Origin of the sequence: Nocardioides sp. Soil777, assembly GCF_001428425.1 — a bacterium.
Classification (GTDB): Bacteria; Actinomycetota; Actinomycetes; order Propionibacteriales; family Nocardioidaceae; genus Nocardioides; species Nocardioides terrigena.
The window spans coordinates 59,936-84,469 of the sequence record NZ_LMSN01000004.1; the positions used below are offsets into that span (position 1 = coordinate 59,936).

Sequence of the window (24,534 nt, forward strand, 5' to 3'; positions counted from 1 at the left end):
GGTCGACGCAGGATCACGCCGGATAGGCGAAGACCACCCTGGAGACACCCGTCGACTGCTGGCACGCCGAGATGGCCTCGCCGGTCTCGGCACCCAGCCATGCCGTGAAGTCGGTCCCCGCCGGGTAGTGCCCGCCCCCTCCGGTGAAGGAGGTGCCCACCACCGCAGGTGGGCCGTCCGCGAACACCACCGAGCCGGCTGACTCGTCGAAGGTCGTGCCGTGCGGCCAGAAGACCAGCTCGTCGCCGAGCAGGAGGCATCCCTCGCGCAGGGCGAGGTCGCCACCCACCTCGGCCAGCGGGTACGACTCCCACGGCTCGGCCGGTGTGATGACCGGCCCGCCGGAGGAGTCCACGGGCTCCTCGGTCGGCCGCTGGGCGCCGCAGCCGCTCGCCGACAGCAGGAGCACGGCGAGGGCGGCCAGGCCGGTGCGGGACGCGGCGGGGGTCGAGGTCACACGTGCTCACCGCTCGCGACGTGGACGTGCAGGTGCTTGGAGTCCTGGTAGCGACCCAGGTTGGTGAGGACCCGGGCCTCGCCGTGCTCGACCTCGAGGCCCCGCGCGACCAGCTGGACGACCTCCAGCAGCTCGCGCAGCACGTCCTCGTCGGCTCCCGTCAGGTCGGTGAACGAGGGCACGTGGACCTTCGGCACGACGACGACGTGCACGGGCCAGTAGGGCCGGGTGTGGTGGTAGGCGAGCACGGCCACCCCGTCGTGGACGACGTCGAGCGACGAGGGGTCGGCCAGCGCGACGTCGCAGTAGAAGTCGTCACCGGTGTAGTCGCCCGAGGCCATGCTCGATCCTGACACCCACCGACGGTCGGCGGGCGCGAACGGCTACTGGATGTCGGGTATCGGCGCGAAGCGGCGTACCTCCTGGGGCCACCCGCAACCCACCGCGAGCTTCCCCGCCCACATCCGGGCGGCCTCCTCGTCCTCGACGTCGACGATGGTGAGGCCACCCAGGAACTCCGTGGTCTCGACGTACGGGCCGTCGGTGATCACCACCGTGCCGCTGGTCGCGTCGGCGCTGAAGGGCGTCGCGCCCTCCTCGAGCCCGCCGGCGTAGATCAGCACACCGGCGGCCTTCATCTCGTCGATGACGGCCATGGACGTGGGGCCGCGGCTCTCGAACCACTCCGCGGTGTGGTCGCCCACCCACTGCTGGTTGAAGTAGATGAGGTACTCGGTCATGTCCACTCCCTTGCCCGGGCGGCCCCTACGGCCCCCTCCACCGGTGTGACGGGCGAGCGCGACCGGAATCGACACCCCGTCAAGAGCTTTCGAGCCTACTGAGGAGCTCCGGCCCCGGCGACGCCTTGGTCGACCGTGCCATCACGTCGAGGTGGTGGTCCCGGAGGCGACGGGTGCGGGCGCACGCAACGCCAGGCCGATCAGGGTCAGGACGATTCCCAGCACGAACGCCATGCCTGCAACGCCGAAGGCGACGACCGAGGTGAAGAGCGAGGCCTGAAGGAACGCGGAGTCCATCGCGGTCGCACGCGTCGGGTCGTCCTGCGCCAGCTCGGCGTACGTCTTCCCGCCTGTGATCTCCTGGGTGTGGTGATCGATGATGTCCGCCTGGCAGAACGCCGAGATGGGACCGTTCACGCCGTCACCTGCTGCACAGTTCGCGTCGTCGGCGACCGTGATCCTCTGGTCCTCCAGGGTGGTGGAGACGACCACCCAGGCGACGATCCCGGCGATGCTCATGACGATGCCGACCGCGATGGACGTGATTGCCGCTACCTTGCGCATCCCGTGTGCCTCTCATCCGGCCCTGCTCGATCGGCGCTGACGTGCACCGAGGGCACGCAGCCGAGGCATCGATGTTGTCGAGGCCGCGGAGGGTCCGCCTCCCCCGGCGCGGGTGAAAGCGCACGCCATCACGTCGCCGTGTGCGGCCAGTACGGCGCCGATCGGTCGCCCAGCATTCCCATGGCCGCGAACCACCAGGACGGCGCACAATGTGCTGGGGTGGTGACGTCGATGTCAGTGCATTCGCGCCGGAGGCGGATAACGACAACGGTCGCCGTGATCGCGCCCCCGGAGCGTCCTGTCCGTCACTTCGCCGGCTGGGTCGCCGATTCGACCCCACGTGGTGCCGCGGTCCTCAATGTTGGGGGTGGCTGCAACGCGTCGGGTGACTTCCCACGCATCAGACGTCGCGCGGCGCTACTCGTCGCAGTGGACCCGAGTGCCCGGGTGGAGGCCAACAGCGAGGCGGACGAGCGCTTCCAGCTGCCGTTGGAGGACTTCGCCCACGAGCACGCGGGTCGTTTCGACGTCGCCTTCGCGGTCTTCGTCATGGAGCACGTCGCCGACCCGGTCGGGTTCACCGAAGCCGCGGCTCGTGTGCTCAAGCCGGGCGGCGCGTTCATGGCGCTCACTATCAACCAGTGGCACTACTTCGGGCTCACGACGTGGGCGACGTCCCGTCTCGGGCTCGACGAGTGGCTGCTCCGACGGGTGCGCAACCCCGAGGAGGTCGGCGAGTACCACGTCCACACCGAGTACCGGATCAACAGCATCCGCTCCGTCAGTCGCCATCTCGAGCACGCCGGATTCTCCGAGGTGGAGTTCCGGATGTGGGATCTCCCGCGCTCCTACGAGCCCTACCTCCCGAACAGGTTGACGGGGCTGGCGACGGTGTGGAGCCGAGGCGCCTACTGGCTCGGGCGGCCCAACCTCATGGGGCATCTCACCTTCAAGGCGGTGCTGGGCGACTGACGGCCAGGTCGGTGGGGGTCGGTCAGCTGCCCGGGAACCTGACCCCGGTGTTGGCGTGGCAGCGGTAGCCGAACGGGTTCTTCGCGAGGTACTGCTGGTGCTGGTCCTCGGCGTAGTAGTAGCCCGCCTCGGACGCCGGCCGGATCTCGGTGGTGATCGACCCGAGGCGGCGGCGGGCGAGCTCGTCGCCGTACACCTTGGTCAGCTCGCGCGCGGTCTCCTCCTGCTCGGGCGTCGTGACGTAGAGGGCCGAGCGGTACTGCGTGCCCACGTCGTTGCCCTGGCGCATGCCCTGCGTCGGGTCGTGGATCTCGAAGAACCTCTTGACGAGATCGGCGTACGACACCACCGACGGGTCGAAGACGATGCGCACGGCCTCGGTGTGGCCCGTGCGGCCCGAGCAGACCTCGTCGTACGACGGGTGCGCGGTGTGGCCGCCCGCGTAGCCGACCGACGTCGACCAGACGCCGGGGACCTGCCAGTAGATCTCCTCGGCGCCCCAGAAGCAGCCGAGACCGAAGATGGCGACCTCGTGGCCGTCCGGCACGTCGTCGGTGACGACCGGGGTCTTGAGGACGACGTGCTCGCCGAGCGTCCACGGGGAGGAGTCGCGGCCCGGGAGGGCCTCGTCGGGGGAGGGGAGGGTGGAGGGCTTGCCGAATCCGAACATGTCCCCATTCTCCCCGGGCGGACAAGGGCGGGCCGGGAGCGCCTCGGGGCGGTCACCCCTGGGCGGCTCACTGCAGGCGGTAGAACCGCCAGAACCCGAAGTCCTCGATCGGCAGCGTCTCGCACGTGGAGAAGCCCGCGTCGCGCCCGTACGCCGCGAGGGTCGAGGGCCGCATCACGGTCCCGGTGCCGACGCTCGGCGGCGAGGAGAGGCCGTCGGGCAGGCAGACGAAGAGGCTGAAGCCGTACATCAGCCGCTCCACCTCGTCGCCGTGCGGCGCGAACTCGTCGGCGACCGCCTCGTCCATCACCACCAGCGGTGCGCCCGGGGCCAGCGCGCGGTGGACGGCCGCGAGCACCTCGACCGGGCGGGGCATGTCGTGGACGCACTCGAAGGCGAACGCCGCGTCGTACCCCTCGCCCTCCAGGCTGCCCGCGTCGCCGAGCGTGAACGTGATCCGGTCGGCGAGCCCGGCGGCGGCCGCGTGGGTGCGTGCCATCGCGACGGACGGCTCGTCGATGTCGACCCCGGTGAGCGTCGCCGACGGGTAGGCCCGGGCCAGCGCGATCGTCGACCAACCGCCGCCGAAGCCCACGTCGAGGATCCGGGCGCCGGGAGCGGAGAGCCGCTCGTGGAGGTCGGGGACGGACGCCAGCGCCCCGGCGAGCCGGTGCTCGTACCAGGGGCGGTTGGCGTCCGCCTGGCCCATCCGCGCGTCGTCGCCGAGGTCGTCCCAGCTCACGCCGCTGCCGTCGCGATAGGCACGGAGCAGGTGGGGGAGGACCGGCCCGACGGACGCTATGAGGCGCGCGACGGGGGCGAGGTAGTCCAGGCTGGACGCGTCGGTCAGCACCTCACGCATCCCGTCCGGCAGCGCGAAGACGGGATCGAGGGACTGCTCGACGGTGAGGAGCGACGTGACGGCCTGCTGCTCCAGCCACTCCCGCGTGTAGCGCGGGTCCGTGCCGGTGCGGGCCGCCAGCTCGGTGGCGGTCGCGGGGCCCTCGTCGGCCAGGCTCCGGTAGTAGCCGAGGCGGTCCCCGAGGTACATCGAGAGCAGGTCGACGGCGCCGAGGATCGCGCCGAGGACCCGCTCTGCGGCGGCCTCGGCAGGAGCGGTGGCAGGGCCCTCGGCGGAGCTGTCGGGCGGGGTGTCGGTGGAGGTGGTCATCCTCGATGGTCCCGCTGCCGTGGACGGGTGGAAAGGCATTTGCCCGACGAGGTTCGGGGCCGACGAACGCCGGGTCTACCCTCGATCCCGTGACCTCCCACGAACACGCGAGCAAGGCCGGTTTCGAGACGCGGGCGATCCACGCGGGCTACGAACCGGACGAGATGACCGGAGCGGTGATCCCGCCCATCTACGCCACCAGCACCTACAAGCAGGACGGTGTCGGCGGGCTGCGCGGCGGCTACGAGTACAGCCGCTCGGCCAACCCGACGCGCACCGCGCTGGAGGGTGCCCTGGCGGCCGTCGAGATGGGGGAGCGCGGCTTCGCCTTCGCCAGCGGGCTGGCCGCCGAGGACACCCTGGTCCGCGCCCTCACCCGGCCCGGCGACCACGCCGTCATCCCCGACGACGCCTATGGCGGCACGTTCCGGCTCTTCGACAAGGTCGAGAAGGTCTGGGGCCTCGACCACAGCCCGGCCCCGGTGAGCGACGTCGACGCCGTCCGCGCCGCCGTCCAGCCGGGTCGCACCAAGCTGGTCTGGGTCGAGACGCCCACCAACCCGATGCTCACCATCGGCGACATCGAGGCCCTCGCCTCGGTCGCCCACGACGCCGGCGCGCTGCTGGTCGTCGACAACACCTTCGCCTCGCCCTACCTCCAGCAGCCGCTCACCCTCGGCGCCGACGTGGTCGTCCACTCCACGACCAAGTACGTCGGGGGGCACAGTGACGTCGTCGGCGGCGCGCTCGTCGTCCGCGACCACGAGCTGGCCGAGGCGATCACGTTCCACCAGAACGCCATGGGCGCCGTCGCCGGTCCCTTCGACTGCTTCCTGACCCACCGCGGGCTCAAGACCCTCGGCGTGCGGATGGACCGGCACTGCGACAACGCGGAGAAGGTCGTCGACTTCCTCGCCTCCCACCCAGCCGTCAGCGAGGTCATCTACCCCGGCCTGGAGTCCCACCCGGGCCACGCGGTGGCCGCGAAGCAGATGAAGCGCTTCGGCGGGATGGTGTCCTTCCGCGTCACCGGCGGCGTCGAGCAGGCCCTGCGGGTCTGCGAGTCGACCGAGGTCTTCACCCTCGGGGAGTCGCTCGGCGGCGTCGAGTCGCTCATCGAGCACCCCGGCCGGATGACCCACGCGAGCGTCGCAGGCACCGACCTCGAGGTGCCCGACGACCTCGTCCGCCTCAGTGTCGGGATCGAGACCGTCGAGGACCTGCTGGCCGACCTCGACCGTGCCCTGGGCACCAGCGCGAGCTGACGGGAGCACTGCGATGGCCGAGCCCGACATCCGCTTCACGCTCGCCAACGAGCGCACCTTCCTCGCGTGGGTGCGGACCGCCATCGGGCTGGTCGCGGCCGGGGTGGCGGTGTTCCACCTCTTCGACGAGTCGGTGGCGACCACGACGCTGTCCTTGATCCTCCTCGCGTCGGCGGCGCTCTCGGGCATCGCCGGCTTCTCGCACTTCCGCGCGGCCGACCAGGCGATCCGTCGCGGCGAGACGCTGCCGACCCGCACCCTGACCCTCGCCGTGATGACCGCGGGCGTCCTCCTCGCCGTCGTGGCGGGCACCGCCAGCGTGTTCGTCGGATGAGCGGCCCCGGCGCAGCCGCCCCGGCAAGCACCGTCGTCTGCGTCGACTTCGGCTCCACCTTCACCAAGGCGGCGCTGGTCGACGTCGAGGAGGGCGCGATCGTGGCCGCCGCGAGCCACCCGACCACGCTGCCGGACGCCCACGGCGCCGGTGACGTGCTCGACGGGTACGACGCGTGCCTGGCGTCGCTGGCCCTCCGGGACGCCCGCGCCGCGGACGCCGTGGTGCTCGCGTGCTCCAGCGCCGGCGGCGGGCTGCGGATCGCCGTCGTCGGCAACGAGGAGCTCGTCACCGCCGAGGCCGGCCGTCGGGTGGCACTGTCGAGCGGCGGCAAGGTCGTCGCCGTCCGCGCGATCAGCCGCCACGACGACCTCGCCGACCTCGCGGAGCCCGACGTCGTGCTGCTCACCGGTGGCACCGACGGCGGCAACGCCGAGCCGCTGCTGGCCGCCGCGCGCGGGATCGTCGAGGGTGGCTGGCGGGGACCCGTCGTGGTCGCCGGCAACGCGGAGGCCCAGACCGAGGTGGCCGCCGTGCTCGCCGGGCTGCCCGTGGTGCTGGCCGACAACGTCGTGCCCCGCATCGGGGTCCTCGCCCCCGACAGCGCCCGGGCCGCGATCCGGGAGATGTTCCTGTCGCACGTCATCGGCGGCAAGCACCTGAGCTCGCGGGGGGATGACTTCACCGCGATGGTCCGGGGCGCCACCCCCGACGTCGTGCTCACCGGCGTCGAGCTGCTCTCCCGCGGTCTCGGGCCGGAGCAGCCGGGAGCGGGTGACGTCGTCGTCGTCGACATCGGCGGCGCCACCACCGACGTGCACAGCGTCGTCGAGCTCGACCCGGAAGACGCCGGCCTCGCTCGCGACGTCGTCGCCCTGACCCCGGTCACCCGCACCGTCGAGGGCGACCTCGGCATGCGCTGGTCGGCGGTCAGCACGGTCGAGGAGGCCGGCCTCGACCACCTGGCCGCGGCGGCCGCGCGGCGTCGTACGGATCCCGGCTTCCTGCCCGCCGACGACCCGCGGCACGAGGACACCGAGCGCGAGGTGGACGAGGCCATCGCGCGGGCCGCGGTCGACCTCGCCCTCAAGCGCCACGCCGGTCGCAGCAAGGTCGTCGTCAGCCCCGAGGGGCGGGTGGTGGAGCGCACCGGCAAGGACCTGCGCGAGGTCGACCTGCTGGTCGGGTCGGGCGGCGTGCTGCGGCACGGCGCCGACGGCGTCGTACGACGCGTGCTCGCGCCCAGCACGGGCGAGCACGTCGAGGGCGGGTGGCAGCTGCCGCGCGCACCCCGGGTCGTCGTGGACCACGACTACGTGCTCGCCGCCGCCGGCCTGCTCGTCGCCGAGCACCCCGCCGCCGCGCACCGGCTGGTGCAGCGACTGGCCAGCGGAGACGGTGAGTAGCCTGCATCCGTGAGGGAGACGAACCGGTGAGCCCGGAGGACGTGGGCCGCGCAGGACCGGCCGGCAGTGCCACCAGCAGTACCACCGACAGTGGCGCGACCGTGGGCGGCGCACCCGGTGGGGGAGTCGACGACGGGGACGAGGACTCCCGGCGCGAGCGGCTGACCTCCCAGCTCCTCCAGCAGTGGGCGCTGCTCCGCGCCGAGCGTCGCCCCGAGCCGGTCCCCATCACCACCGGGACCAGCAACTTCAGCCGCGCCCAGGTCCCGTGGGGGCTCGACCTCGCCGCGGCCTGGTCGTGGCGCCTCATCATCATCGCCGCGGCGGCGCTCGGAGCCGCCTGGGTGCTCGCCTACTTCGCCGTGATCACGCTGCCCCTGGCCATCGCGCTGCTGATCGCCGCGCTCGTCGGTCCGGCCGTCGACCGCCTGCAGGCCGTCCGGGTGCCCCGGTCCCTGGCGACGGGACTGGTGATGATCGTGGGCATCGCGGTCGTGGGGCTGCTGCTGACCTACGTGGGCCAGCAGGTCGCCCGGGGTGCGCAGGACCTCGCCGCCTCGGTCGTCGAGGGACTGGGCCAGGTCCGCGAGTGGCTCCTGTCGGGGCCGCTCAACCTGAGCGACAGCCAGCTCGACGGCTGGATCGAGTCGACCCAGCGCGCGATCACGGAGTCGACCGGTGAGGGTGGGGCCGTCACCCGGGTCACCGAGGTCGGGACCGTCGTCGGGCACGTCGTGGCCGGCTTCTTCATCATCCTCTTCGCGACCTACTTCTTCCTCGCCGATGGCGGCCGCATCTGGGCGTGGCTGGTGCACCTGGCGCCGCGGGCCGCTCGTGAGCACGTCGACGGCTCGGGGCGCGTCGCCTGGATCTCGCTCACCCAGTTCGTGCGGGCCACCGTGCTGGTGGCCATGGCCGACGCCATCGGCATCACCATCGTCGCCGCGATCCTGGGCGTGCCCTTCGTGCTCGCGATCGGCGTGCTGGTCTTCCTCGGGGCCTTCGTCCCGATGGTGGGCGCCACCGTCGCCGGCACCGTCGCGGTCCTCGTCGCGCTCGTCGACCAGGGACCCATCACCGCCCTGCTGATGCTCGGCGGGGTGATCCTGGTGCAGCAGATCGAGGGACACATCCTCCAGCCGTTCCTCATGGGCCGCTTCGTCTCCCTGCACCCGCTCGGGGTCATCGTGGCCATCGGCTGCGGCGTGCTCGTGGCGGGCATCGCGGGAGCGCTGATCGCCGTACCCCTGGCCGCCGCCGGCAACGCGGTGGTCAACCACCTGGCCCGCGAGCAGGACCCGGAGGACTTCGAGTCGCCGGTGACCACCGACGACGAGGAACAGGAGGTCGAGGATGGCCTCGACCGTGATCCGCAGGACGACTCCGTCATCACGACGCAGCAGGACGACCCATCAGGACGACGAGGAACGCAGCAGTGACTGACCAGCCCACCGGACCCGTGACGCTCGCCGACATCGAGGAGGCACGCGAGGTGCTCGCCGACATCGCGGTGCGGACCCCGATGGAGGAGTCGCGCTGGCTCTCCGCGCTGGCCGGGGGACCGGTCAGCCTCAAGTGCGAGAACCTCCAGCGCACCGGGTCCTTCAAGATCCGCGGCGCCTACGTGCGCATCTCCCGGCTCTCGGCCGAGGAGCGCAGGCACGGCGTCGTCGCTGCCAGCGCGGGCAACCACGCCCAGGGCGTCGCGCTCGCCGCGAGCACGCTGGGGATCAGGTCGACCGTCTTCATGCCCGAGGGAGCGCCGATCCCCAAGGAGAAGGCGACCCGCGGGTACGGCGCGGACGTGCGCTTCCACGGCCGCTACCTGGAGGACGCGCTCGTCGAGGCGCGTCGCTTCGCCGACGAGACCGGGGCGGTCCTGATCCACCCCTTCGACCACCGCGACATCGTCGCGGGGCAGGGCACCGCCGGCCTCGAGGTGCTCGAGCAGGAGCCGGGGGTCCGCACGGTGCTGGTGCCGACCGGCGGCGGGGGACTGCTGGCCGGCATGGCCATCGCCATCAAGGCCGCGCGACCCGACGTACGCGTCGTCGGTGTGCAGGCCGAGGGTGCCGCCGCCTTCCCGGAGTCGCTGCGGGTCGGCAGTCCGGTGCCGCTGCAGTCGATGACCACGATGGCCGACGGCATCGCGGTCGGCCGGCCCGGCGACATCACGTTCGCGGCGGTCCAGGAGCACTGCGACGACATCATCACCGTCTCGGAGGAGTCGCTCTCGCGCGCCCTGCTGGCCCTGGTCGAGCGGGCCAAGATGGTCGTGGAGCCGGCCGGGGCGGCTGCCGTCGCCGCGGTGCTGGACGACCCGACCGCCTTCGAGACGCCGGCCGTGGCCGTCCTGTCGGGCGGCAACATCGACCCGCTGCTGCTGAGCAAGGTGATCCGCCACGGGCTGGTCGCCGCGGGCCGCTACCTCTACCTCCGGGTCGTGATCCCCGACCTGCCCGGCGGCCTGGCCGGCCTGCTGCACGAGGTCGGCGACGCGGGTGCCAACGTGCTCGAGGTCGCCCACGAGCGGATCTCACCGACCCTGGCCCTCACCGAGGTCGAGGTGCTGATCCAGCTCGAGACCCGGGGGTCGGAGCACGCCCAGACCGTGATGAACCGGCTGCGCGAGCGCGGCTACCGCGTCTACACCTGAGCCCGCTCACCCACGTCGCTCACTGTGCGTGGAAGCACCGTCCCGGCCGTCGGGGCCGTGCTTCCACGCACACTCGACACCGTCCGCGCCACCGGTGCGCCCGCCCGAGCACGCACGAGGCCGGTCGGGCCTGGGCCCGACCGGCCTCGTGGCGGTCACTGCGTCGTACGACGGGCGCGTGCTGCGGCCCGTCGCGGTAGATCAGGAGTGGTAGGGCTCCGCGTCGAGGATCTCGACGGTCACGGCCTTGCCGTTGGGGGCCTCGTAGGTGACGGTCTCGCCCTTGGACTTGCCGTTGATCGCGGCACCCATCGCCGACTGCGGGGAGTAGACGTCGAGCTTGTCGCCCTCGGCGAGGTTCTCGCGGGCACCGAGGAGGAACTTCTCCTCCTCCTCGAAGTCGGTGAGGCGGACGGTGACGACCATGCCGGGCTCGACGATGCCGTCGTTGGCCGGCGTCTCGCCGACCTCGGCGCGGCGGAGCATGTCCTCGAGCTGACGGATGCGGGCCTCCTGCTTGCCCTGCTCGTCCTTGGCGGCGTGGTAGCCGCTGTTCTCCTTGAGGTCGCCCTCGTCGCGCGCGGCGGAGATCTTCTCGATGATCTCCTGGCGGCGGGGACCCTTGAGGTCCTCGAGCTCGGCCTGGAGCTTGTCGAAGGCGTCCTGGGTGAGCCAGATGGTGCCGGCGTCCTGGGTCATGGGTGTACTCCTACGTGGATCGAAGAGCTGTGTGGATGCGACGATCCGCACCCAGCGTGGGTGGTGGTGGTGCTGGTCTGCGTACGTGCGGTGCGCTCGCGGCCGACGACGGGCCGGCGCTGCCGGTCGGGCAGGTCTGCCACATTAGCAACTGAAGCCTGCCCGCGCAGGTCCACCGCCGTCCCGGGGGGGTGGGCGGGGGGTGGGCAGGGGGTGTGGCTCCGGGTGGCGGGGGGTCAGCGGGGGCGCTGCTGGTCGGGGGTCGTGCACCCGACGAGCTCGACGCTGGTGGCCCGGCGCTCGGTGCGGACCTCGACCTCGTTGCGCCCGTCGGTGGGCGCGAACGCGAGCTCCCCGACGGTGCTGTGGTCCTCCGCCAGCGCGCGCACCCGGCAGCTCGCGTCGGCGCCCTCGTCGAGGTCCACCTCCACCACGGCGGTGGCGGCGTGCTCGCCCGCGACGTCGTAGGCGGTGAGCTCGGACTCGACCGCCGGGGTGCCGTGGAACCACGCTGCCCAGGCCACCCAGCCGACGAAGACCAGGGCGAGGACCGCGACCCCCGCGACGAGCGCCGTACGCCGCCACGGCGCGGGCGCGCCGTACCGCTCGGCCAGGTCGGTGGCCGACGGCGGGGCCGGCGGGGTGGCGGGCGGTGGTGCGTTCACGCCCCCAGCCTAGGAACTAGGCTCCAACCATGCCGCAGGAGACCCCCACCAGCACCGCCCGGTCCACGTTCGACGGCAGCCCCGTCCTCCCCAGGGCGGAGGACGCGAGCGGGTCCCCGAGCGGTCGCGGGCCGCGCGCCGGCCTGCGCCTGATGCACGTGCACGCCCACCCGGACGACGAGTCGAGCAAGGGGGCCGCGTCGACCGCCAAGTACGTCGCGGAGGGTGTGGACGTCCACGTCGCGACGTGCACCGGAGGGGAGCGCGGGTCGATCCTCAACCCCAAGATGGAGCGGCCCGACATCCTCGAGAACATCACCGAGATCCGGCGCCAGGAGATGGAGCGGGCCCGCGACATCCTCGGGGTGCGCCAGGACTGGCTGGGCTTCGTCGACTCGGGCTGGCCCGAGGGCGACCCCAAGCCCCCGCTGCCCGAGGGCTGCTTCGGGCTGGTGCCGGTCGAGGAGGCCGCCGAGCGGCTGGTCGCGTTGATCCGCTCCTTCCGCCCGCACGTCGTCACGACGTACGACGAGAACGGCGGCTACCCGCACCCCGACCACATCCAGTGCCACCTCGTGAGCGTGGCGGCCTTCGAGGCCGCCGGCGACCCCGAGCGCTACCCCGACGCGGGGGAGCCCTGGCAGCCGCTCAAGCTCTACTACCACCACGGCTGGAGCTGGGCGAAGATCAACGCCCTCCACGAGGCGATGCTCGCCCACGACCTCGAGTCGCCCTACACCGAGCGCCTGGAGAACTGGGAGCGCGACCACGACTGGGACAACCGGATCACCACCCGGGTGCCCTGCGGTGACTACTTCGGGGTGCGTGACCAGGCCCTGCTCGCGCACGCCACCCAGATCGACCCGGACGGCTTCTGGTTCGCGATCCCGCGCGAGATCCAGCAGTCGACGTGGCCCACCGAGGACTACGAGCTCGTGGTCAGCCACGTCGACTCGCCCACCCCCGAGGACGACCTCTTCGCCGGCATCACCCCGGACGCGGTGCCCTGATCGCTGTCGGATCGCGGCCCTGATGACGCTGCGTGTGGGGGCCTGACGGATACTGGAGCCATGCTGGACCTGCTGCTGATCACGCTCACCGACAAGACTCCCGAGCCGGAGGACGTCAAGGCCGGTTGGACGGCGCTGATCATCTTCCTGCTGCTCGCCCTGGCGGTCGCCGGGCTCGGCTGGAGCCTGGTCCGCCAGCTGCGCAAGGCGCAGTCGGCCAAGGACCTGGGCCTGTACGGCGACGAGCCGGTCGACCGGGAGGCCGAGGCGCGGGCCAGGGCCGAGATGGACGCGGCCGAGCGGGACGAGCCCACCCGCTGATCAGCAGGCGGGCAGCAGTGCTCGTCCGCGCGCCTGTACGTCGGGCGACGCCGCAGGACCTCAGGCCCGACGGAGCCGGAGGAAGCAGTCCCACGCCGTCCGCTCGGCCTCGGCGCCGTGCCCGTCCGCGGTGGTGACGACGCGCGCCACCCGCTCCGCCCGCTGGACGTCCACCGCGATGCCCTCGAGGTCGGCGAGCAGGTCCTCGGCGGTCATCAGCACGCGTGGGTCCTGGGGGCCGCCGGTGCCCTCGGCGAGGTTGGTGCTGTCGTGGCCCACCCACACCAGCGTGCCGCCGGGCCGCAGCGACTCCACGACGTGTCGCACCGCCGTCCGACGATCGGTCGCCGGCACCTGGAAGTAGGCGACGACTGCGAGGTCGTAGCCCTCGCCCCGCCACGCGGTCGCGTCGGCACACACCCAGTCGACGGAACCGCCGGCAGAGCGGTCACCCGCGAGCTGCCGGCCCTTGTCCAGCGCGACCTGCGAGAAGTCGACCGCGGTCACGTCCCAGCCGCGCGAGGCCAGCCAGATGGCGTTGCGTCCCTCGCCGCAGGCCAGGTCGACGGCGCGCCCCGGAGGCAGGGCCGAGCACTCGGCCTCGACGAAGGCGTTGGGCCCTCGCGACCACACGAGGTCCGTGTCGGCATACCTGGCGTCCCACTCCGCTGCGTCCATGGAGCCACGCTAGCCCCGTGGCCGTGGGGCGGCTTGCCATGATGGCGAGGTGATCCGCACCCTCCTGACCGCCCTGGCCCTGCTCGCCGTCCTCACGGGCTGCGCGGGCGACAGCGACCCCGAGCCGGAGCCGACGACGTCGGAGTCGTCGACAGCCGGTGCCGAGGTCATGACCCCCGACGAGGCCCGCGCCCTCGTCGACTCCGGCGCGAGCCTGGTCGACGTGCGCAACCCCGACGAGTACGCCGCCGGCCACGTCGAGGGTGCGGAGTCGATCCCGTGGGAGTCCGGCGACTTCGACGCCGCGGTCGAGCCGCTGGACCGCGACGCGGCGTACGTCCTCTACTGCGCCTCCGGCCGCCGGGCCGGCGAGGCCCTCGCGCGGATGACCGAGCTGGGCTTCACCGACGTCCACAACGCGGGTGGCCTCGAGGACGTGGCCGACGTCGTGGGCCCGGTCGTGACCGGCGGCTGATCCGTCAGTCCAGGTCGGGGTGGTCGCCGACCGTGTGCGCGTGCGGGCGCCCGGGATCGGCGAGCGCCGGGTCGACCTGACCGGCGCGCAGCGCCTCGAGCTGGGCGCACACGGCGGTGCCGAAGAAGAAGGCGATCGAGGACAGCAGGGCCCACAGCAGCAGGGCGAAGACGCCGGCGAGCGGGCCGTAAACACTGCCGAACGAGCCGCTCAACGACACGTAGAGGGCCAGCCCGACGGTGGCCAGGGCGCTGAGCACGACGGCGATGCCCGACCCCAGCGCCAGCCACGACAGTGCCGGCTGCCGCCGGCGTGGGGCGTGGTCGAGCAGCACCGCGATGGTGAAGACCAGGAGGGTGAGCCCGATCGGCCAGCGCAGCACGTTCCACCACTGCAGCGTGGTCTCCGACCAGCCGTAGTTGTCCGCCATCGCGTCCCCGAAGGCGCCACCGCCGACGATCATCAGGAAGCCGATGCCGACGGGGCCGGCGAGCACCCCGGTGAGCACCGCCGCCCGGCCGTACTTGGCCCGCGCCGCACGGTCGCGGCGGATGCCGTAGATGCGGTTGGCACCCCGCTCCACCTGCGCCATCGCGGTGGTCATCGAGATCAGCGCGAAGCCGAGGCCGAAGACGAGGGCCACCTCGCCGGCGCGCTCGGACTCGTCGGACTTCTCCACCGCCGACGTCAGGGCGTCGCTGCTGCCCGCCCCGGGCGACAGCGAGTCGACGACGTGGGCGACGACCTGGGCGGGTCGCTCCTCGTCGAGGTCGGCGGCGAGCCCGGTCAGCGCCAGCAGGAACGGCACGACCGCGAGGCACGCCTGGAGGGCGAGGGCGCGGGAGTTGGTGAAGCCGTCGCCGTACCGGAACCGGACGAAGGACTCGACCGCGATCTTCCTCAGCCCGTGCTGGCGGGCGAGGTGCCACGCGTCCATCGCGTCGAGCTCGTCACCGTCCATCTCGGTGGTGACGGGGACGGTGCGGGCGGTCGTCATGGACGCACCCTATGGATCGGCCCCGGGCGGGCCGGCGGCGGACCCACAGCCTCCTCACAGGTCCACCCCATGGGGGTGCCAGCAACGCGCACCAGCCTGAGCCCATGACCCCGAGCCGTGCCACCCTCGACCTGGCCGTACGCCGCGCGGCAGCGACCGTGCTCGGGGGTTCGCTGGCCCTGGTGACCTGGTGGTGGATCGACGGGGGTGGGCTCGGCGACCTCGCGGGCTGGACGACGGCCCTGACGTCGCTCGGGCGCTGGACCGGGTTGGTCGCGTCGGTGCTCCTGCTCGCCCAGGTGCTGCTGATGGCCCGGGTGCCGGTGCTCGAGCGGGCGTTCGGCCAGGACCGCCTCGCCCACGTGCACCGGACCGTCGGCTTCACGTCGTTCAACCTGATGCTCGCGCACGTCGTCCTCATCACCTGGGGGTACGCCGCGGGGTCGCTGCTGCGGTGGCCCGCCGAGCTGTGGGACCTCACCCGCACCTACCCGGCGCTGCTCCTCGCGGACGCCGGCTTCGTGGCCCTCGTGCTCGTCGTCGTCACCAGCGTCCGGGCGGCCCGGCGGCGGCTGCGCTACGAGTCGTGGCACCTCATGCACCTCTACGCCTACCTCGGCGCCGGCCTCGCGCTGCCCCACCAGCTCTGGACCGGACAGGAGCTCGTCTCCTCGACCGGGCGCGCGATCTTCTGGTGGACCGCGTGGGGCGCGGCGGCGGGCGCCGTGCTCGTCTGGCGGGTTGCGCTGCCGGTGAGCCGCAACCTGCGCCACCGGCTGCGCGTCGAGGAGGTCGTCGAGGAGACGCCCGGCGTGGTGTCGGTCGTCGTGACCGGTCGCCGGCTGGACCGGCTCCCGGTGCAGGGCGGCCAGTGGATGAGCTGGCGCTTCCTGGGACGCGACGGCTGGACCCGGGCCAACCCCTACTCGCTCTCCGCCGCCCCCGACGGGCGTCGGCTGCGGATCACCGTCCAGTCGGTCGGTGACGGCAGTGGCTCGACCGCCACGCTGTCCCGCGGCACCCGGGTGCTCGTCGAAGGTCCCTACGGCCGGCTCAGCCCCCGCAGCAGGCACGGCGACAAGGTCGCGCTGATCGGTGCCGGCGTCGGCTCGGCGCCGCTGGTGGCCCTGGCCGAGGAGCTCGCCCCGGACGGTGACGTCGTGGTGCTGCACCGCTCGAGCGGGCCCGGCGCCTTCACCGCCGAACTCGAGCGCCTGGCCGCGCGGGGCGTGCGCGTCCTGCACCTGCCCGGTCGTCGGCGCGGCCCCCGGTCGTGGCTGGGCGACGCCCACGCCGGCCGCTACAGCGACCTGGTCGCCCTGCGGCACTGGGTGCCCGACATCGCCGGACGCGACGTCTACGTCTGCGGCCCGACGCCGTGGGCGGACCTGGTCGTGGCCGACCTGCGCCGGGCCGGGGTGCGCGAGACCCACATCCATGTCGAAGCGTTCGGCTGGTGACGAGATGAGGACGTGTGACGAGATGGGGACGTGTGACGAGATGGGACTGGTGACGAGATGAGACGGATCGCCCTGTGGTTCGCCAGCACGGTCGCCGTGCTGATGCTGCTCGCCGGCTACCACACCTCCTTCGCCGGCCCGCTGGCCGTGACCAGCACGACGTCGGTCTACAGCACCGGTGTCCTGGCCGATCCCGCCACCTCCGGGTCGTCCACCGCACCGGCGGCGGGGAACGGCACGGGCTCCGGGAGCGCGGGCTCCACCGGCGGCTCCACCGGCGGCACCGCGGCCAGCACCACGGTGACCGGCGACACCGTGCAGACCCGCTGGGGTCCGGTCCAGGTCGAGGTGGGACTGGCGGGCTCGCAGATCACCGGGGTCTCGGTGCTGCAGTACCCCGACGACAACCCCCAGGACGTCCAGATCAACGACTACGCGCTGCCGATCCTGGTCGACGCCACCATGACGGCCCAGGGCGCCGACATCGACATGGTGAGCGGGGCGACGTACACCAGCGCCGGCTACCAGCAGTCCCTGCAGAGCGCCCTGGACCGGGCGGGGCTGTGAGCGCGGCCCGTACGACGCCCCGGGCGGCCACGTGGCGCGACGTCGTCCACGTGATGGGGCTGCCCGTCAGCGTGGCCCTGCGCGGTCGGCACGCCGGTGACGACGCGGCCCGCGCCGCCTGGGCGCAGGTGCAGGCCGACCTGCGCGAGGTCGACGCGGTGTTCAGCCGCTACCGCGACGACTCCTGGGTGAGTCGCCACAACGCCGGGCGTGCCCGTCTCGCCGACGCGCCGCCCGAGGTGCGCGAGGTGCTGGCCCTCGCCGAGGAGGCACGCACGGCCTCGGAGGGGGCCTTCGACGTCTGGCGACCCGGCCCGGACGGGCGCACACTGCTCGACACGGACGGGGTCGTCAAGGGGTGGGCGGTGCACCGCGCCGCCCGGCACCTCGCGGAGCTCCCGGGGACCGACTCCTGCCTCGGTGGCGGGGGTGACGTCGCGTGCTGGACCGCCGACCCCGGCGGGGAGCCCTGGCTGATCGGCATCGAGCACCCGCACGACCCGGCCTCGCTCGTGGCCCGCGTCCCCTGCCGCCGTGGCGCCGTGGCGACCTCCGGTGCGGCGCACCGGGGCCAGCACGTCGTGGACGCGCGCAGCGGCCGGCCGCCGACCGACGTCGCGTCCGTCACGGTGGTCGCCGCCGACCTGACGACGGCCGACATCGACGCCACCGCGGCGTACGCGCACGGCCCGGGCGCCCTGTCCTGGCTGCGCTCGCGCCCGGACCGTGGCGGCCTGGTCGTCTGGGCCGACGGGCGGGTCGACGTGGTCTGACCCGTCCGGTACGCCGCCGGCGTCAGTCCGACGACGACACGCCCGGCAGGCCCGGGACGCGCAGCGGCAGCCGCCGGCCGCCGATGGGGTTGGCCTCGGCGACCACGTCCATCGCGTCGATGATGTTGCGCAGGTTGATGATCAGGGCGCCGTAGACCGGCCACTCGGCCGAGCGCTCCGTCGTCCGCATGCCCTCGGCGAACTCCTCGAGCCGCTCCCGCACCGCGCGCATCGCGACCGGGTCGGCAGCACTCGCCGCCCGTCCCGTGTCGCCGAGCATGTCGATCCACGGGAGGGCGAAGTCGTCGCCCCACGTCTCCTTGTGCGCCGACTGGCTGCCCAGGGTGCGGGCCAGGCTGCGGGTCTCGGCGACGGACTGCTCCATGCGCCGAAGGAGGCCGTGCCACTGCTGCGGATCCTTCATCGGTCGCGCGGAGCGGCGGGGGTTCATCCGGGCGCTCTCCTGGGCCTGGCGCACCAAGGACCACGCCTGGTCGACATCGCCGTCGAGGTCCCGGCTGCGCTCGATCCAGCCGTCGACGTCCTCGTCCTGGCAGCCGTCGCCGAGTCCGCCGGCCATGTCGACGAGCAGCACGCCGATGTTGTCGTCGATCCGGTCCATCGCCTCGGCCGCCGTACGACGACGCAGCGGAGGCCACACGATCACGTTGACCAGCAGCCCGACCGCGACACCGATCGCGGTGTCGAGCAGCCGGGAGATGAGGAGCACGTCGCTCTCGAACCCGGTCGTGAGCACCACCAGGCCGGTGGTCGCGATCGTGGTGGCCTCGGCGCCCAGCCACGGGACCGCGCCGAGCACGAGGGCCACGACGAGCAGCACCGCCACGGCCGCGGTGCTCAGCCCCATCAGCTCGCCCACGACGGTCGCCAGCAGGACCGCGACCACCGTGGCGGCGACCTGCTGGGTGCCCTTGGAGAACGTCCGGTAGACGGTCGCGTGCACGACCAGCAGCGCGGCCCAGGGGGCCAGGAAGGGCTGCGGCAGGTCCAGCACGCTGGCGGCCAGCACCCACGCGGTGACGGCGGCCAGCACCGTCTTGAGGAGCTGCAGGACGTCGTTCCACCAGATCGGGTCGCCCAGCCGGGCGTCGACCCTCTCCCTCAGGTTCATGCTCATCCGAGCGACCATACGGATCCCACGGGGCATCTCCCGATTCGTCCGACCCGGACGGGTGGGGGACGGGTCAACGGAACGCGCAGCCGGTCGAGAGACCGAGCCGGCGGAAGATCGTCGCGGCCGGGCACACGCCGGTGACGCTGGACTGGAGCAGGTTGAGGCCGACGAACGCGGTGAGCAGCAGCCACCACGTCGAGACGAGCGCGCTCAGCAGCACGCTCACGAGGATGACGGTGCCGGCCAGGGAGAGGACGGCGCGGTCGACGTTCATGGGGGGTCTCCGATCGGGGGTGGGTGGGGGGACGCTCGGGGGAGGGCATCCCCCCACCCGGTCAGGGGGAGGAGGTGGGTGGGGGGACGCTCGGGGGAGGGCATCCCCCCACCCGGTCAGGGGGTCAGCGGCCGAAGATCTTCGAGAGGAAGCCGCCGCCGGAGCCGGCGGCCGCCTTCTCCGCCGGCGTGTGCTGGCCGTTGCACCAGTCCTTGGCGGGGACGCCCGCCTTGACCTGGCCGACGTGCTGGCCGCAGCCGGCCCAGGTGGTCTTGCCGCAGGTCTTGCATCGAGTTGCTCGGCACATGGTGGTGCTCCGTTCCTGTGAGGGGGATCTGTGCGGGGTGTGACGGGTGTGTTGTGACTGGTGCGGGTGACGGGGTCAGCCGTGGGAGAAGGTGATCTTCGGCAGCATCCGGGTGAGCCAGCGCGGGCTCCACCAGGCGGCCTTGCCGGTGAGGCGCAGCATCACGGGCAGCAGCACCAGCCGGACGAGGAAGGCGTCGAGCAGGACGGCGACGCCCAGCACGATGCCCATCTCCTTGGGCGGCAGCGGACCGGACAGGGCGAAGGTGAAGAACACCGCGACCATCACGGCGCCGGCGGCGAAGATCACCCGGCCCGAGTGGGCCAGCGAGCCCACCATCGCCTCGCGGGGGTCACCCGAGCGCTCGTAGTGCTCCTTGGCCGACGCCAGCAGGAAGACCGTGTAGTCCATCGCGATGGCGAAGATCATCGCGAAGAAGAACACCGGGGCCCAGGCGTCGAGGAAGCCCTGGGACTCGAACCCGAGCAGGCCCGCGCCGTACCCCTCCTGGAAGACCAGGCGGGCGACACCGAAGGCCGCGGCCGTGGACAGCAGGCTGGCCAGGGTCCCGAGCAGCGAGATCAGCGGGGCCTGGAGGGCGACCAGCAGGAGCAGGAAGCCGAGCGCCAGGACGACGCCGATGACGAGGGGCGTGGACTCGTCGAGCTGGGTCTTGAGGTCGAGGTTCTCCACCGCCGCGCCGCCGACCAGGGCCGACTCCGGCAGGTCGTCCCGCAGGCGGTCGACGGTCGCGCCGAGCTCGGGGTCCGAGGGGTCGACGGTCGGCACGGCCTGGATGAGCACCAGGTCGCTGTCGTCGGCCGCGGGCTGGGCGGGCATGGCGCCGGCGATGCCGGTGTCGGCGGCGAGCGCCGCGGTGGTGGCCTTCGCCTCGGAGCGGTCCGCGATCACCTGGAGGGTGCCGGGGGCGCCGTCACCGAAGGCGTCCTTGACCTGGTCGTAGCCGACGCGGGCACTGGCCTCCTCGGGCAGCACCTGGATGGAGGGCATGGCCGTCCTGAGGCCGAGGACCGGGGCGGCGAGGGCGAGCAGGACGATCAGCGAGGCGAGGCCGAAGGCCACCGGGCGCTTCCAGAGGCGTTCGCCCCAGGCCGCGAACCGCGCCGAGCGGTGCTCCCCGGTGTGGACCCACTTCAGGGCCAGCTTGTTGATCCGGTGGTCGAGCTTGAAGAGCACGAGCGGGAGCAGCGTCAGCGTGGCGGCCAGCACGAAGGTGACCGCGAGCATGATGCCGCCGGCCATCGACCGGAAGGCGGGTGAGGGCACGAGCATCACGGCCGACAGCGAGACGAGCACGGTGATGCCGGACAGCAGGACGGCCTTGCCGGCGGTGTCCATGGTCTCCGCGATCGCCTGCCGTGGCGTCTCGTGGTGGCCCATCCGGGCCGCCCGGAAGCGCACCACGAGGAAGAGCGCGTAGTCGATGCCGAGCGCGAGGGCGAACATCATCGCGAAGTTCATCGCCCAGATCGACACGGGCACGAGCTCGTTGATGAGCACCAGGGAGCCGGCCGAGGCGACCAGGCCCGCGAGGGTCAGGATGAGGGGCAGGCCGGCGGCGACGAGGGCGCCGAAGGCGAGCACGAGGATCGCCATGGTCACCGGCCAGGAGATCATCTCCGACTTGAGCATCGCGTCGAGGTTGGCCTCGTTGAAGTCCGACCAGAGCAGCGAGGCGCCGGTCGGGTTGACCTCGATGCCGTCACCGGAGAGGGCCTCGAGCTCGCCCTTGATGTCGTCGGCGACGCGCACCATCTCGTTGGGGTCGGCACCCGCGCCGGCCAGGATCACGGCGGTCTCGCCGTCCTGGCTGAGGGAGGCTCCCGGCTGCGGCGCGATGACGTCCGCGATGCGCGGCTCGTCCTCGAGGAGGGCGGTGGCCTCGGCGAGCACGTCCTGGCCGCGACCCTCGGTCACCGGGCCGTCGGTGCTGTGCACGACGACCTGGATGGCCGAGCTGGCGTTGCCGCCGAAGCTCTCCTGGGCCAGCTCGCGCACGGCGACGGACTCCGAGCCGTCGGCCTGCCAGCCGGCGCCGGACAGGTTGGCCTCGACCTTGGGCGCGAAGGCGCCGAGGCCGACGATGAGCAGCAGCCACACGCCGGCGGTGATCCGGCGGTGGTGGGTGACCCACACACCGAGGCGGCCGAGGGGACCGGGGCGGTAGCCGAGGCCGTCGGGATCGGGGTCGGGGGAAGGGCGGGCAGCGTGGCGGCGGGTGGCCGTCGACGTCATGGGAAGGCTCTCTCTGCTCGGGGATCGTGGGTCAGGTCGTGCGGAAGAGGGGCGTGCGGGAAACGGGGGTCAGACGAGGGCGGGCAGGGCCTGGACGGCGGTGTAGGCCGCGACGGCCAGGACGAGCCCGGTGAAGGCGGCCGACAGGCGACGGGTGTCGGCCCGGTCGGCGATCCGGGCGCCGACGACGGCGGCCACGGCCGCGGCCGCGGTGAGCGCGACGACCGGCCACCAGTCGGGGGCCACGCCGCTGCCGGCGCGGGCCAGCAGCGCGACGCCGCTGGTCAGGGTGATGACGACGAGCGACGTGCCGGCGGCGTACTCCATCGGCAGGCTGAGGGCGACCAGCAGCGCCGGGACGACGAGGAACCCGCCGCCCACGCCCAGGAAGCCGGTCAGCAGGCCGACGGCCGTGGCGGTGACGAGCACCTTGAGGGCGCGCGGGCACTGGCAGGCGAAGGTCGGGCTGAAGGTGATGATCGGGTCGTCGAGCCCCGGTCGGCGGGCGGGCCGGTCGGCGGGGTCGTCGTGCCGGCCGCGCCACTGGCGGACGGCGAGCAGGGTGCCCACGGCGAGCATCAGCACCGCGAAGGCGCCGAGCAGCACCGCCTCGGGGACGGCCGCCGAGGCCCGTGCCCCGGCGATCGCGCCGCCGGTCGCGACGAGCCCGAAGGCCACGCCGCGGGCGAGCAGGACGTTGCCCGCGCGGTAGGCCGCGACGGCCCCGACCAGCGAGGTCACCCCGACCACCACCAGCGACCCGGTGGTGGCCTGGGCGGGGCTCTGGTCGAGGGCGTAGACCAGCACCGGGACCGCGAGGATGGAGCCGCCCCCGCCGAGCGCGCCCAGGCTGAGCCCGATGAGCGCGCCGGCGACGACGGCGAGGGCGAGGGTCACGCCGCGGGCCCCACCAGGTGCAGCCCGACCTGCTCGGCGTTGTCGAAGGAGTCGTCGATGGCGACCAGCGACCGACCGGCCGCGTCCAGCATCGAGGCCGCGACGGAGGCGCGGTAGCCCCCGGCGCAGTGGACCCAGACCTCGCCCGCGGGCACCTCGGCGAGGCGGTCCCAGAGCTCGTGGAGCGGGATGTTGACCGCCCCGTCGATGCGCGCGGCGTCGTGCTCGTCGGCCCGGCGCACGTCCAGGACGACCACCTCGCGGTGGTGCCGGACCTGGGCCAGGTCGGCGAAGGTCGCCGTGGCGAACGAGCTCAGCTCGCGGTCGCTCCAGTCCTCGGGGCCGCCGGTCGCGTGGGCGGCCGGCCGGTCGATGCCGATCCGGACCAGCTCGCGCTGGGCCTCGGCCACGTCCTCGGCGGTCTCGCCGAGGAGGGTGATCGGGGTGCCCCAGGCGACCAGCCAGCCGAGGTACGTCGCGAAGCCGCCGTCCAGCCCGAAGTTGAGCGTGCCGGGCGCGTGGCCCGCGGCGAACGCCGTACGGCTGCGCAGGTCCACGACCCACTCGCCGGCCTCGATGCGACGCCGCAGCTCGGCCGCGTCGGCGACCGCCGGGGCGGAGAGGTCGGGCTCGGAGGGGCCGGCGGCGTTGGCCGGGGCCATGTGCGCGTAGTAGGCCGGCCACGGGCCGAGGCCGGCCAGCAGCTCGTCGACGTAGGTCTGCTCGTCCTGGGTCAGGACGGGGTTGGCCTGCTTCTCCCGTCCGATGGTCGAGGAGGTCGCGTCCGACTGGGTGGCCGAGCAGAACGAGCCGAAGCCGTGGGTCGGGAAGACCTCCGCGTCGTCGGGCAGCAGGTCGGCCAGCCGGTGGGCGGACGCGTGCTGGTGGCGCACCAGGTCGTGGGTGTGGTCGGGACCGAGGAGGTCCGGGCGACCGGTCGCGCCGTACAGCAGGGAGCCGCCGGAGAAGACGCCGACCGACTGGTCGAGTCCTGCGCCGGTGTCCGTCAGGGCGTAGGAGAGGTGGGTGAACGTGTGGCCGGGGGTTGCCAGCGCGGTGACGCGCATACGTCCACCCACCTCGACGACCTGTCCGTCCGCCAGGGGGGTGCGCGTGAAGGACACGTCGTCCTCGCCGTTGACGAGGTACTGGGCACCGGTGCGCTCCGCGAGGGCGAAGCCGCCGGTGACGTAGTCGTTGTGGATGTGGGTCTCGAAGACGTGGGTGAGGCGCACGCCGTGCTCGTCGAGCAGGGCGAGGACGCGGTCGATGTCGCGCTGCGGGTCGACCACGAATGCGACCGCGCCGTCGTGCACGAGGTAGCTGCGGTCCCCGAGCGTGGGGGTCTCGATGGGGACGATGGTGAGGTTCGACATCACAGACCCACCCCCACCGAGCGACCGGACTCGATCCAGCCGCGGGTGCCGCCGGCCACCGACACGGCGTCGAAGCCGGAGGCGACGAGGAGGTCGGTCATGGCCTTCGAGCGGTTGCCCGAGGCGCAGATGACGTGGACTCGGGCGGTCCGGTCGATCTCGTCGAGGCGGGAGGCCAGCTGGCCCATGGGCAGGAGGACCGCGCCGGGCACGTGGGCCTGGGCGTACTCCGCACGCTCGCGGACGTCGATGGTCACGCCGGTCTCACGCTCGGCGGCGTACGCCTCGAGCGAGATCTCGGGAGTCTGGTCGGACATGCGGTTCCTCTCTGCGGTGCGGTTCTCGGGCTGTTGGGAAATACCCTAGGGGGTATGTACGATGAATGCAAAACACCCCCGGGGGTATTCCA

General features: G+C 72.9%; 29 protein-coding genes. 12 read left to right on the plus strand and 17 right to left on the minus strand.

The window, feature by feature from the left end:
• Positions 1–13 precede the first annotated feature (13 nt).
• The 4 genes from ASG88_RS05260 to ASG88_RS05275 all read right to left on the minus strand — a co-directional run bounded on the left by ASG88_RS05260 (position 14) and on the right by ASG88_RS05275 (position 1,761).
• Complete coding sequence (locus ASG88_RS05260; RefSeq protein WP_056886387.1) at positions 14–457, minus strand: hypothetical protein; 444 nt, start codon at positions 455–457, stop codon at positions 14–16.
• On the minus strand, positions 454–798 hold the full coding sequence (locus ASG88_RS05265; protein WP_056886388.1) for an HIT domain-containing protein: 345 nt from the start codon (positions 796–798) through the stop codon (positions 454–456). The genes ASG88_RS05260 and ASG88_RS05265 overlap by 4 nt, the downstream gene beginning before the upstream one ends.
• Positions 799–840: 42 nt before the next feature.
• Complete coding sequence (locus ASG88_RS05270) at positions 841–1,197, minus strand: YciI family protein (RefSeq protein WP_056886389.1); 357 nt, start codon at positions 1,195–1,197, stop codon at positions 841–843.
• A gap of 141 nt (positions 1,198–1,338) precedes the next feature.
• A complete protein-coding gene (locus tag ASG88_RS05275) occupies positions 1,339–1,761 on the minus strand; it encodes a hypothetical protein (protein WP_056886390.1) in 423 nt (140 codons plus the stop codon).
• 231 nt (positions 1,762–1,992) lie between these two features.
• Between ASG88_RS05275 and ASG88_RS22480 the strand changes: the two genes are divergently transcribed.
• Positions 1,993–2,733, plus strand: coding sequence for a class I SAM-dependent methyltransferase (locus ASG88_RS22480; protein ID WP_235534740.1), 741 nt, complete (start codon positions 1,993–1,995; stop codon positions 2,731–2,733).
• A 22-nt stretch (positions 2,734–2,755) separates the two neighbouring features.
• Here ASG88_RS22480 and msrA read toward each other — a convergent pair whose 3' ends face one another.
• On the minus strand, positions 2,756–3,403 hold the full coding sequence (gene msrA, locus ASG88_RS05285; RefSeq protein ID WP_056886392.1) for a peptide-methionine (S)-S-oxide reductase MsrA: 648 nt from the start codon (positions 3,401–3,403) through the stop codon (positions 2,756–2,758).
• A 67-nt stretch (positions 3,404–3,470) separates the two neighbouring features.
• A complete protein-coding gene (locus tag ASG88_RS05290) occupies positions 3,471–4,574 on the minus strand; it encodes a class I SAM-dependent methyltransferase (protein ID WP_056886393.1) in 1,104 nt (367 codons plus the stop codon).
• Positions 4,575–4,663: 89 nt separating this feature from the next.
• Here ASG88_RS05290 and ASG88_RS05295 point away from each other — a divergent pair, with 89 nt between their 5' ends.
• The 5 genes from ASG88_RS05295 to ilvA all read left to right on the plus strand — a co-directional run bounded on the left by ASG88_RS05295 (position 4,664) and on the right by ilvA (position 10,235).
• Positions 4,664–5,839 carry a cystathionine gamma-synthase gene (locus ASG88_RS05295; protein ID WP_235534741.1) on the plus strand — a complete coding sequence of 392 codons (1,176 nt, stop codon included), beginning with the start codon at positions 4,664–4,666 and terminating at the stop codon, positions 5,837–5,839.
• Between the two features lie 13 nt (positions 5,840–5,852).
• Positions 5,853–6,173, plus strand: coding sequence for a YidH family protein (locus ASG88_RS05300; RefSeq protein ID WP_056886394.1), 321 nt, complete (start codon positions 5,853–5,855; stop codon positions 6,171–6,173).
• Positions 6,170–7,579: a glutamate mutase L gene (locus tag ASG88_RS05305; protein ID WP_056886395.1), complete on the plus strand. Its 1,410-nt coding sequence runs from the start codon at positions 6,170–6,172 to the stop codon at positions 7,577–7,579. Before ASG88_RS05300 ends, ASG88_RS05305 begins: the two co-directional genes overlap by 4 nt.
• 101 nt (positions 7,580–7,680) lie before the next feature.
• The gene (locus ASG88_RS05310; protein WP_235534742.1) at positions 7,681–9,018 is read left to right on the plus strand and encodes an AI-2E family transporter; all 1,338 of its coding nucleotides are present in this window, start codon (positions 7,681–7,683) and stop codon (positions 9,016–9,018) included.
• Positions 9,015–10,235 carry a threonine ammonia-lyase gene (gene ilvA, locus ASG88_RS05315; RefSeq protein ID WP_056886396.1) on the plus strand — a complete coding sequence of 407 codons (1,221 nt, stop codon included), beginning with the start codon at positions 9,015–9,017 and terminating at the stop codon, positions 10,233–10,235. Before ASG88_RS05310 ends, ilvA begins: the two co-directional genes overlap by 4 nt.
• A 201-nt stretch (positions 10,236–10,436) precedes the next feature.
• On the opposite strand, the gene greA is transcribed toward ilvA, so the two are convergent.
• Together greA and ASG88_RS05325 are read right to left on the minus strand one after the other, a co-directional pair.
• Positions 10,437–10,934, minus strand: a complete 498-nt coding sequence (gene greA / locus ASG88_RS05320) for a transcription elongation factor GreA (RefSeq protein ID WP_056886397.1) — start codon at positions 10,932–10,934, stop codon at positions 10,437–10,439.
• A 236-nt stretch (positions 10,935–11,170) separates the two neighbouring features.
• Positions 11,171–11,599, minus strand: coding sequence for a DUF4307 domain-containing protein (locus ASG88_RS05325; protein ID WP_056886398.1), 429 nt, complete (start codon positions 11,597–11,599; stop codon positions 11,171–11,173).
• A 152-nt stretch (positions 11,600–11,751) separates the two neighbouring features.
• On the opposite strand from ASG88_RS05325, the gene mca reads away from it, so the two are divergent.
• Complete coding sequence (gene mca / locus ASG88_RS05330; RefSeq protein ID WP_056886438.1) at positions 11,752–12,609, plus strand: mycothiol conjugate amidase Mca; 858 nt, start codon at positions 11,752–11,754, stop codon at positions 12,607–12,609.
• 60 nt (positions 12,610–12,669) lie between these two features.
• Positions 12,670–12,930 (plus strand): hypothetical protein, encoded by a 261-nt coding sequence (locus ASG88_RS05335; RefSeq protein WP_056886399.1) that lies wholly within the window; start codon positions 12,670–12,672, stop codon positions 12,928–12,930.
• Between the two features lie 60 nt (positions 12,931–12,990).
• On the opposite strand, the gene ASG88_RS05340 is transcribed toward ASG88_RS05335, so the two are convergent.
• Positions 12,991–13,608, minus strand: coding sequence for a class I SAM-dependent methyltransferase (locus ASG88_RS05340; protein WP_056886400.1), 618 nt, complete (start codon positions 13,606–13,608; stop codon positions 12,991–12,993).
• Positions 13,609–13,657: 49 nt separating this feature from the next.
• Here ASG88_RS05340 and ASG88_RS05345 point away from each other — a divergent pair, with 49 nt between their 5' ends.
• Positions 13,658–14,083, plus strand: coding sequence for a rhodanese-like domain-containing protein (locus ASG88_RS05345; protein WP_056886401.1), 426 nt, complete (start codon positions 13,658–13,660; stop codon positions 14,081–14,083).
• Between the two features lie 4 nt (positions 14,084–14,087).
• On the opposite strand, the gene ASG88_RS05350 is transcribed toward ASG88_RS05345, so the two are convergent.
• Positions 14,088–15,080, minus strand: a complete 993-nt coding sequence (locus ASG88_RS05350; RefSeq protein WP_056886402.1) for a YihY/virulence factor BrkB family protein — start codon at positions 15,078–15,080, stop codon at positions 14,088–14,090.
• Between the two features lie 104 nt (positions 15,081–15,184).
• Here ASG88_RS05350 and ASG88_RS05355 point away from each other — a divergent pair, with 104 nt between their 5' ends.
• From ASG88_RS05355 to ASG88_RS05365, 3 genes are read left to right on the plus strand one after another with little or no spacing between them, the layout of a single operon-like run.
• Positions 15,185–16,540, plus strand: coding sequence for a ferric reductase-like transmembrane domain-containing protein (locus ASG88_RS05355; RefSeq protein ID WP_082599956.1), 1,356 nt, complete (start codon positions 15,185–15,187; stop codon positions 16,538–16,540).
• Positions 16,541–16,597: 57 nt separating this feature from the next.
• Positions 16,598–17,107 (plus strand): FMN-binding protein, encoded by a 510-nt coding sequence (locus ASG88_RS05360; protein ID WP_056886403.1) that lies wholly within the window; start codon positions 16,598–16,600, stop codon positions 17,105–17,107.
• Positions 17,104–17,880 carry an FAD:protein FMN transferase gene (locus ASG88_RS05365; RefSeq protein ID WP_235534743.1) on the plus strand — a complete coding sequence of 259 codons (777 nt, stop codon included), beginning with the start codon at positions 17,104–17,106 and terminating at the stop codon, positions 17,878–17,880. Before ASG88_RS05360 ends, ASG88_RS05365 begins: the two co-directional genes overlap by 4 nt.
• Positions 17,881–17,902: 22 nt before the next feature.
• Here the strand turns inward: ASG88_RS05365 and ASG88_RS05370 are convergent, their stop codons facing one another.
• The 7 genes from ASG88_RS05370 to ASG88_RS05400 form a co-directional block, all read right to left on the minus strand.
• On the minus strand, positions 17,903–19,018 hold the full coding sequence (locus tag ASG88_RS05370) for an FUSC family protein (RefSeq protein ID WP_056886404.1): 1,116 nt from the start codon (positions 19,016–19,018) through the stop codon (positions 17,903–17,905).
• A gap of 67 nt (positions 19,019–19,085) precedes the next feature.
• The gene (locus ASG88_RS05375; RefSeq protein ID WP_056886405.1) at positions 19,086–19,289 is read right to left on the minus strand and encodes a DUF2892 domain-containing protein; all 204 of its coding nucleotides are present in this window, start codon (positions 19,287–19,289) and stop codon (positions 19,086–19,088) included.
• Positions 19,290–19,413: 124 nt separating this feature from the next.
• Positions 19,414–19,596: a hypothetical protein gene (locus ASG88_RS05380; protein WP_056886406.1), complete on the minus strand. Its 183-nt coding sequence runs from the start codon at positions 19,594–19,596 to the stop codon at positions 19,414–19,416.
• Between the two features lie 75 nt (positions 19,597–19,671).
• A complete protein-coding gene (locus ASG88_RS05385) occupies positions 19,672–21,852 on the minus strand; it encodes an MMPL family transporter (RefSeq protein ID WP_056886407.1) in 2,181 nt (726 codons plus the stop codon).
• 69 nt (positions 21,853–21,921) lie between these two features.
• Positions 21,922–22,749, minus strand: coding sequence for a sulfite exporter TauE/SafE family protein (locus ASG88_RS05390; protein ID WP_056886408.1), 828 nt, complete (start codon positions 22,747–22,749; stop codon positions 21,922–21,924).
• Complete coding sequence (locus ASG88_RS05395; protein WP_056886409.1) at positions 22,746–24,125, minus strand: MBL fold metallo-hydrolase; 1,380 nt, start codon at positions 24,123–24,125, stop codon at positions 22,746–22,748. Before ASG88_RS05395 ends, ASG88_RS05390 begins: the two co-directional genes overlap by 4 nt.
• Positions 24,125–24,442 carry a rhodanese-like domain-containing protein gene (locus tag ASG88_RS05400; RefSeq protein WP_056886410.1) on the minus strand — a complete coding sequence of 106 codons (318 nt, stop codon included), beginning with the start codon at positions 24,440–24,442 and terminating at the stop codon, positions 24,125–24,127. The genes ASG88_RS05395 and ASG88_RS05400 overlap by 1 nt, the downstream gene beginning before the upstream one ends.
• Positions 24,443–24,534 lie beyond the last annotated feature (92 nt).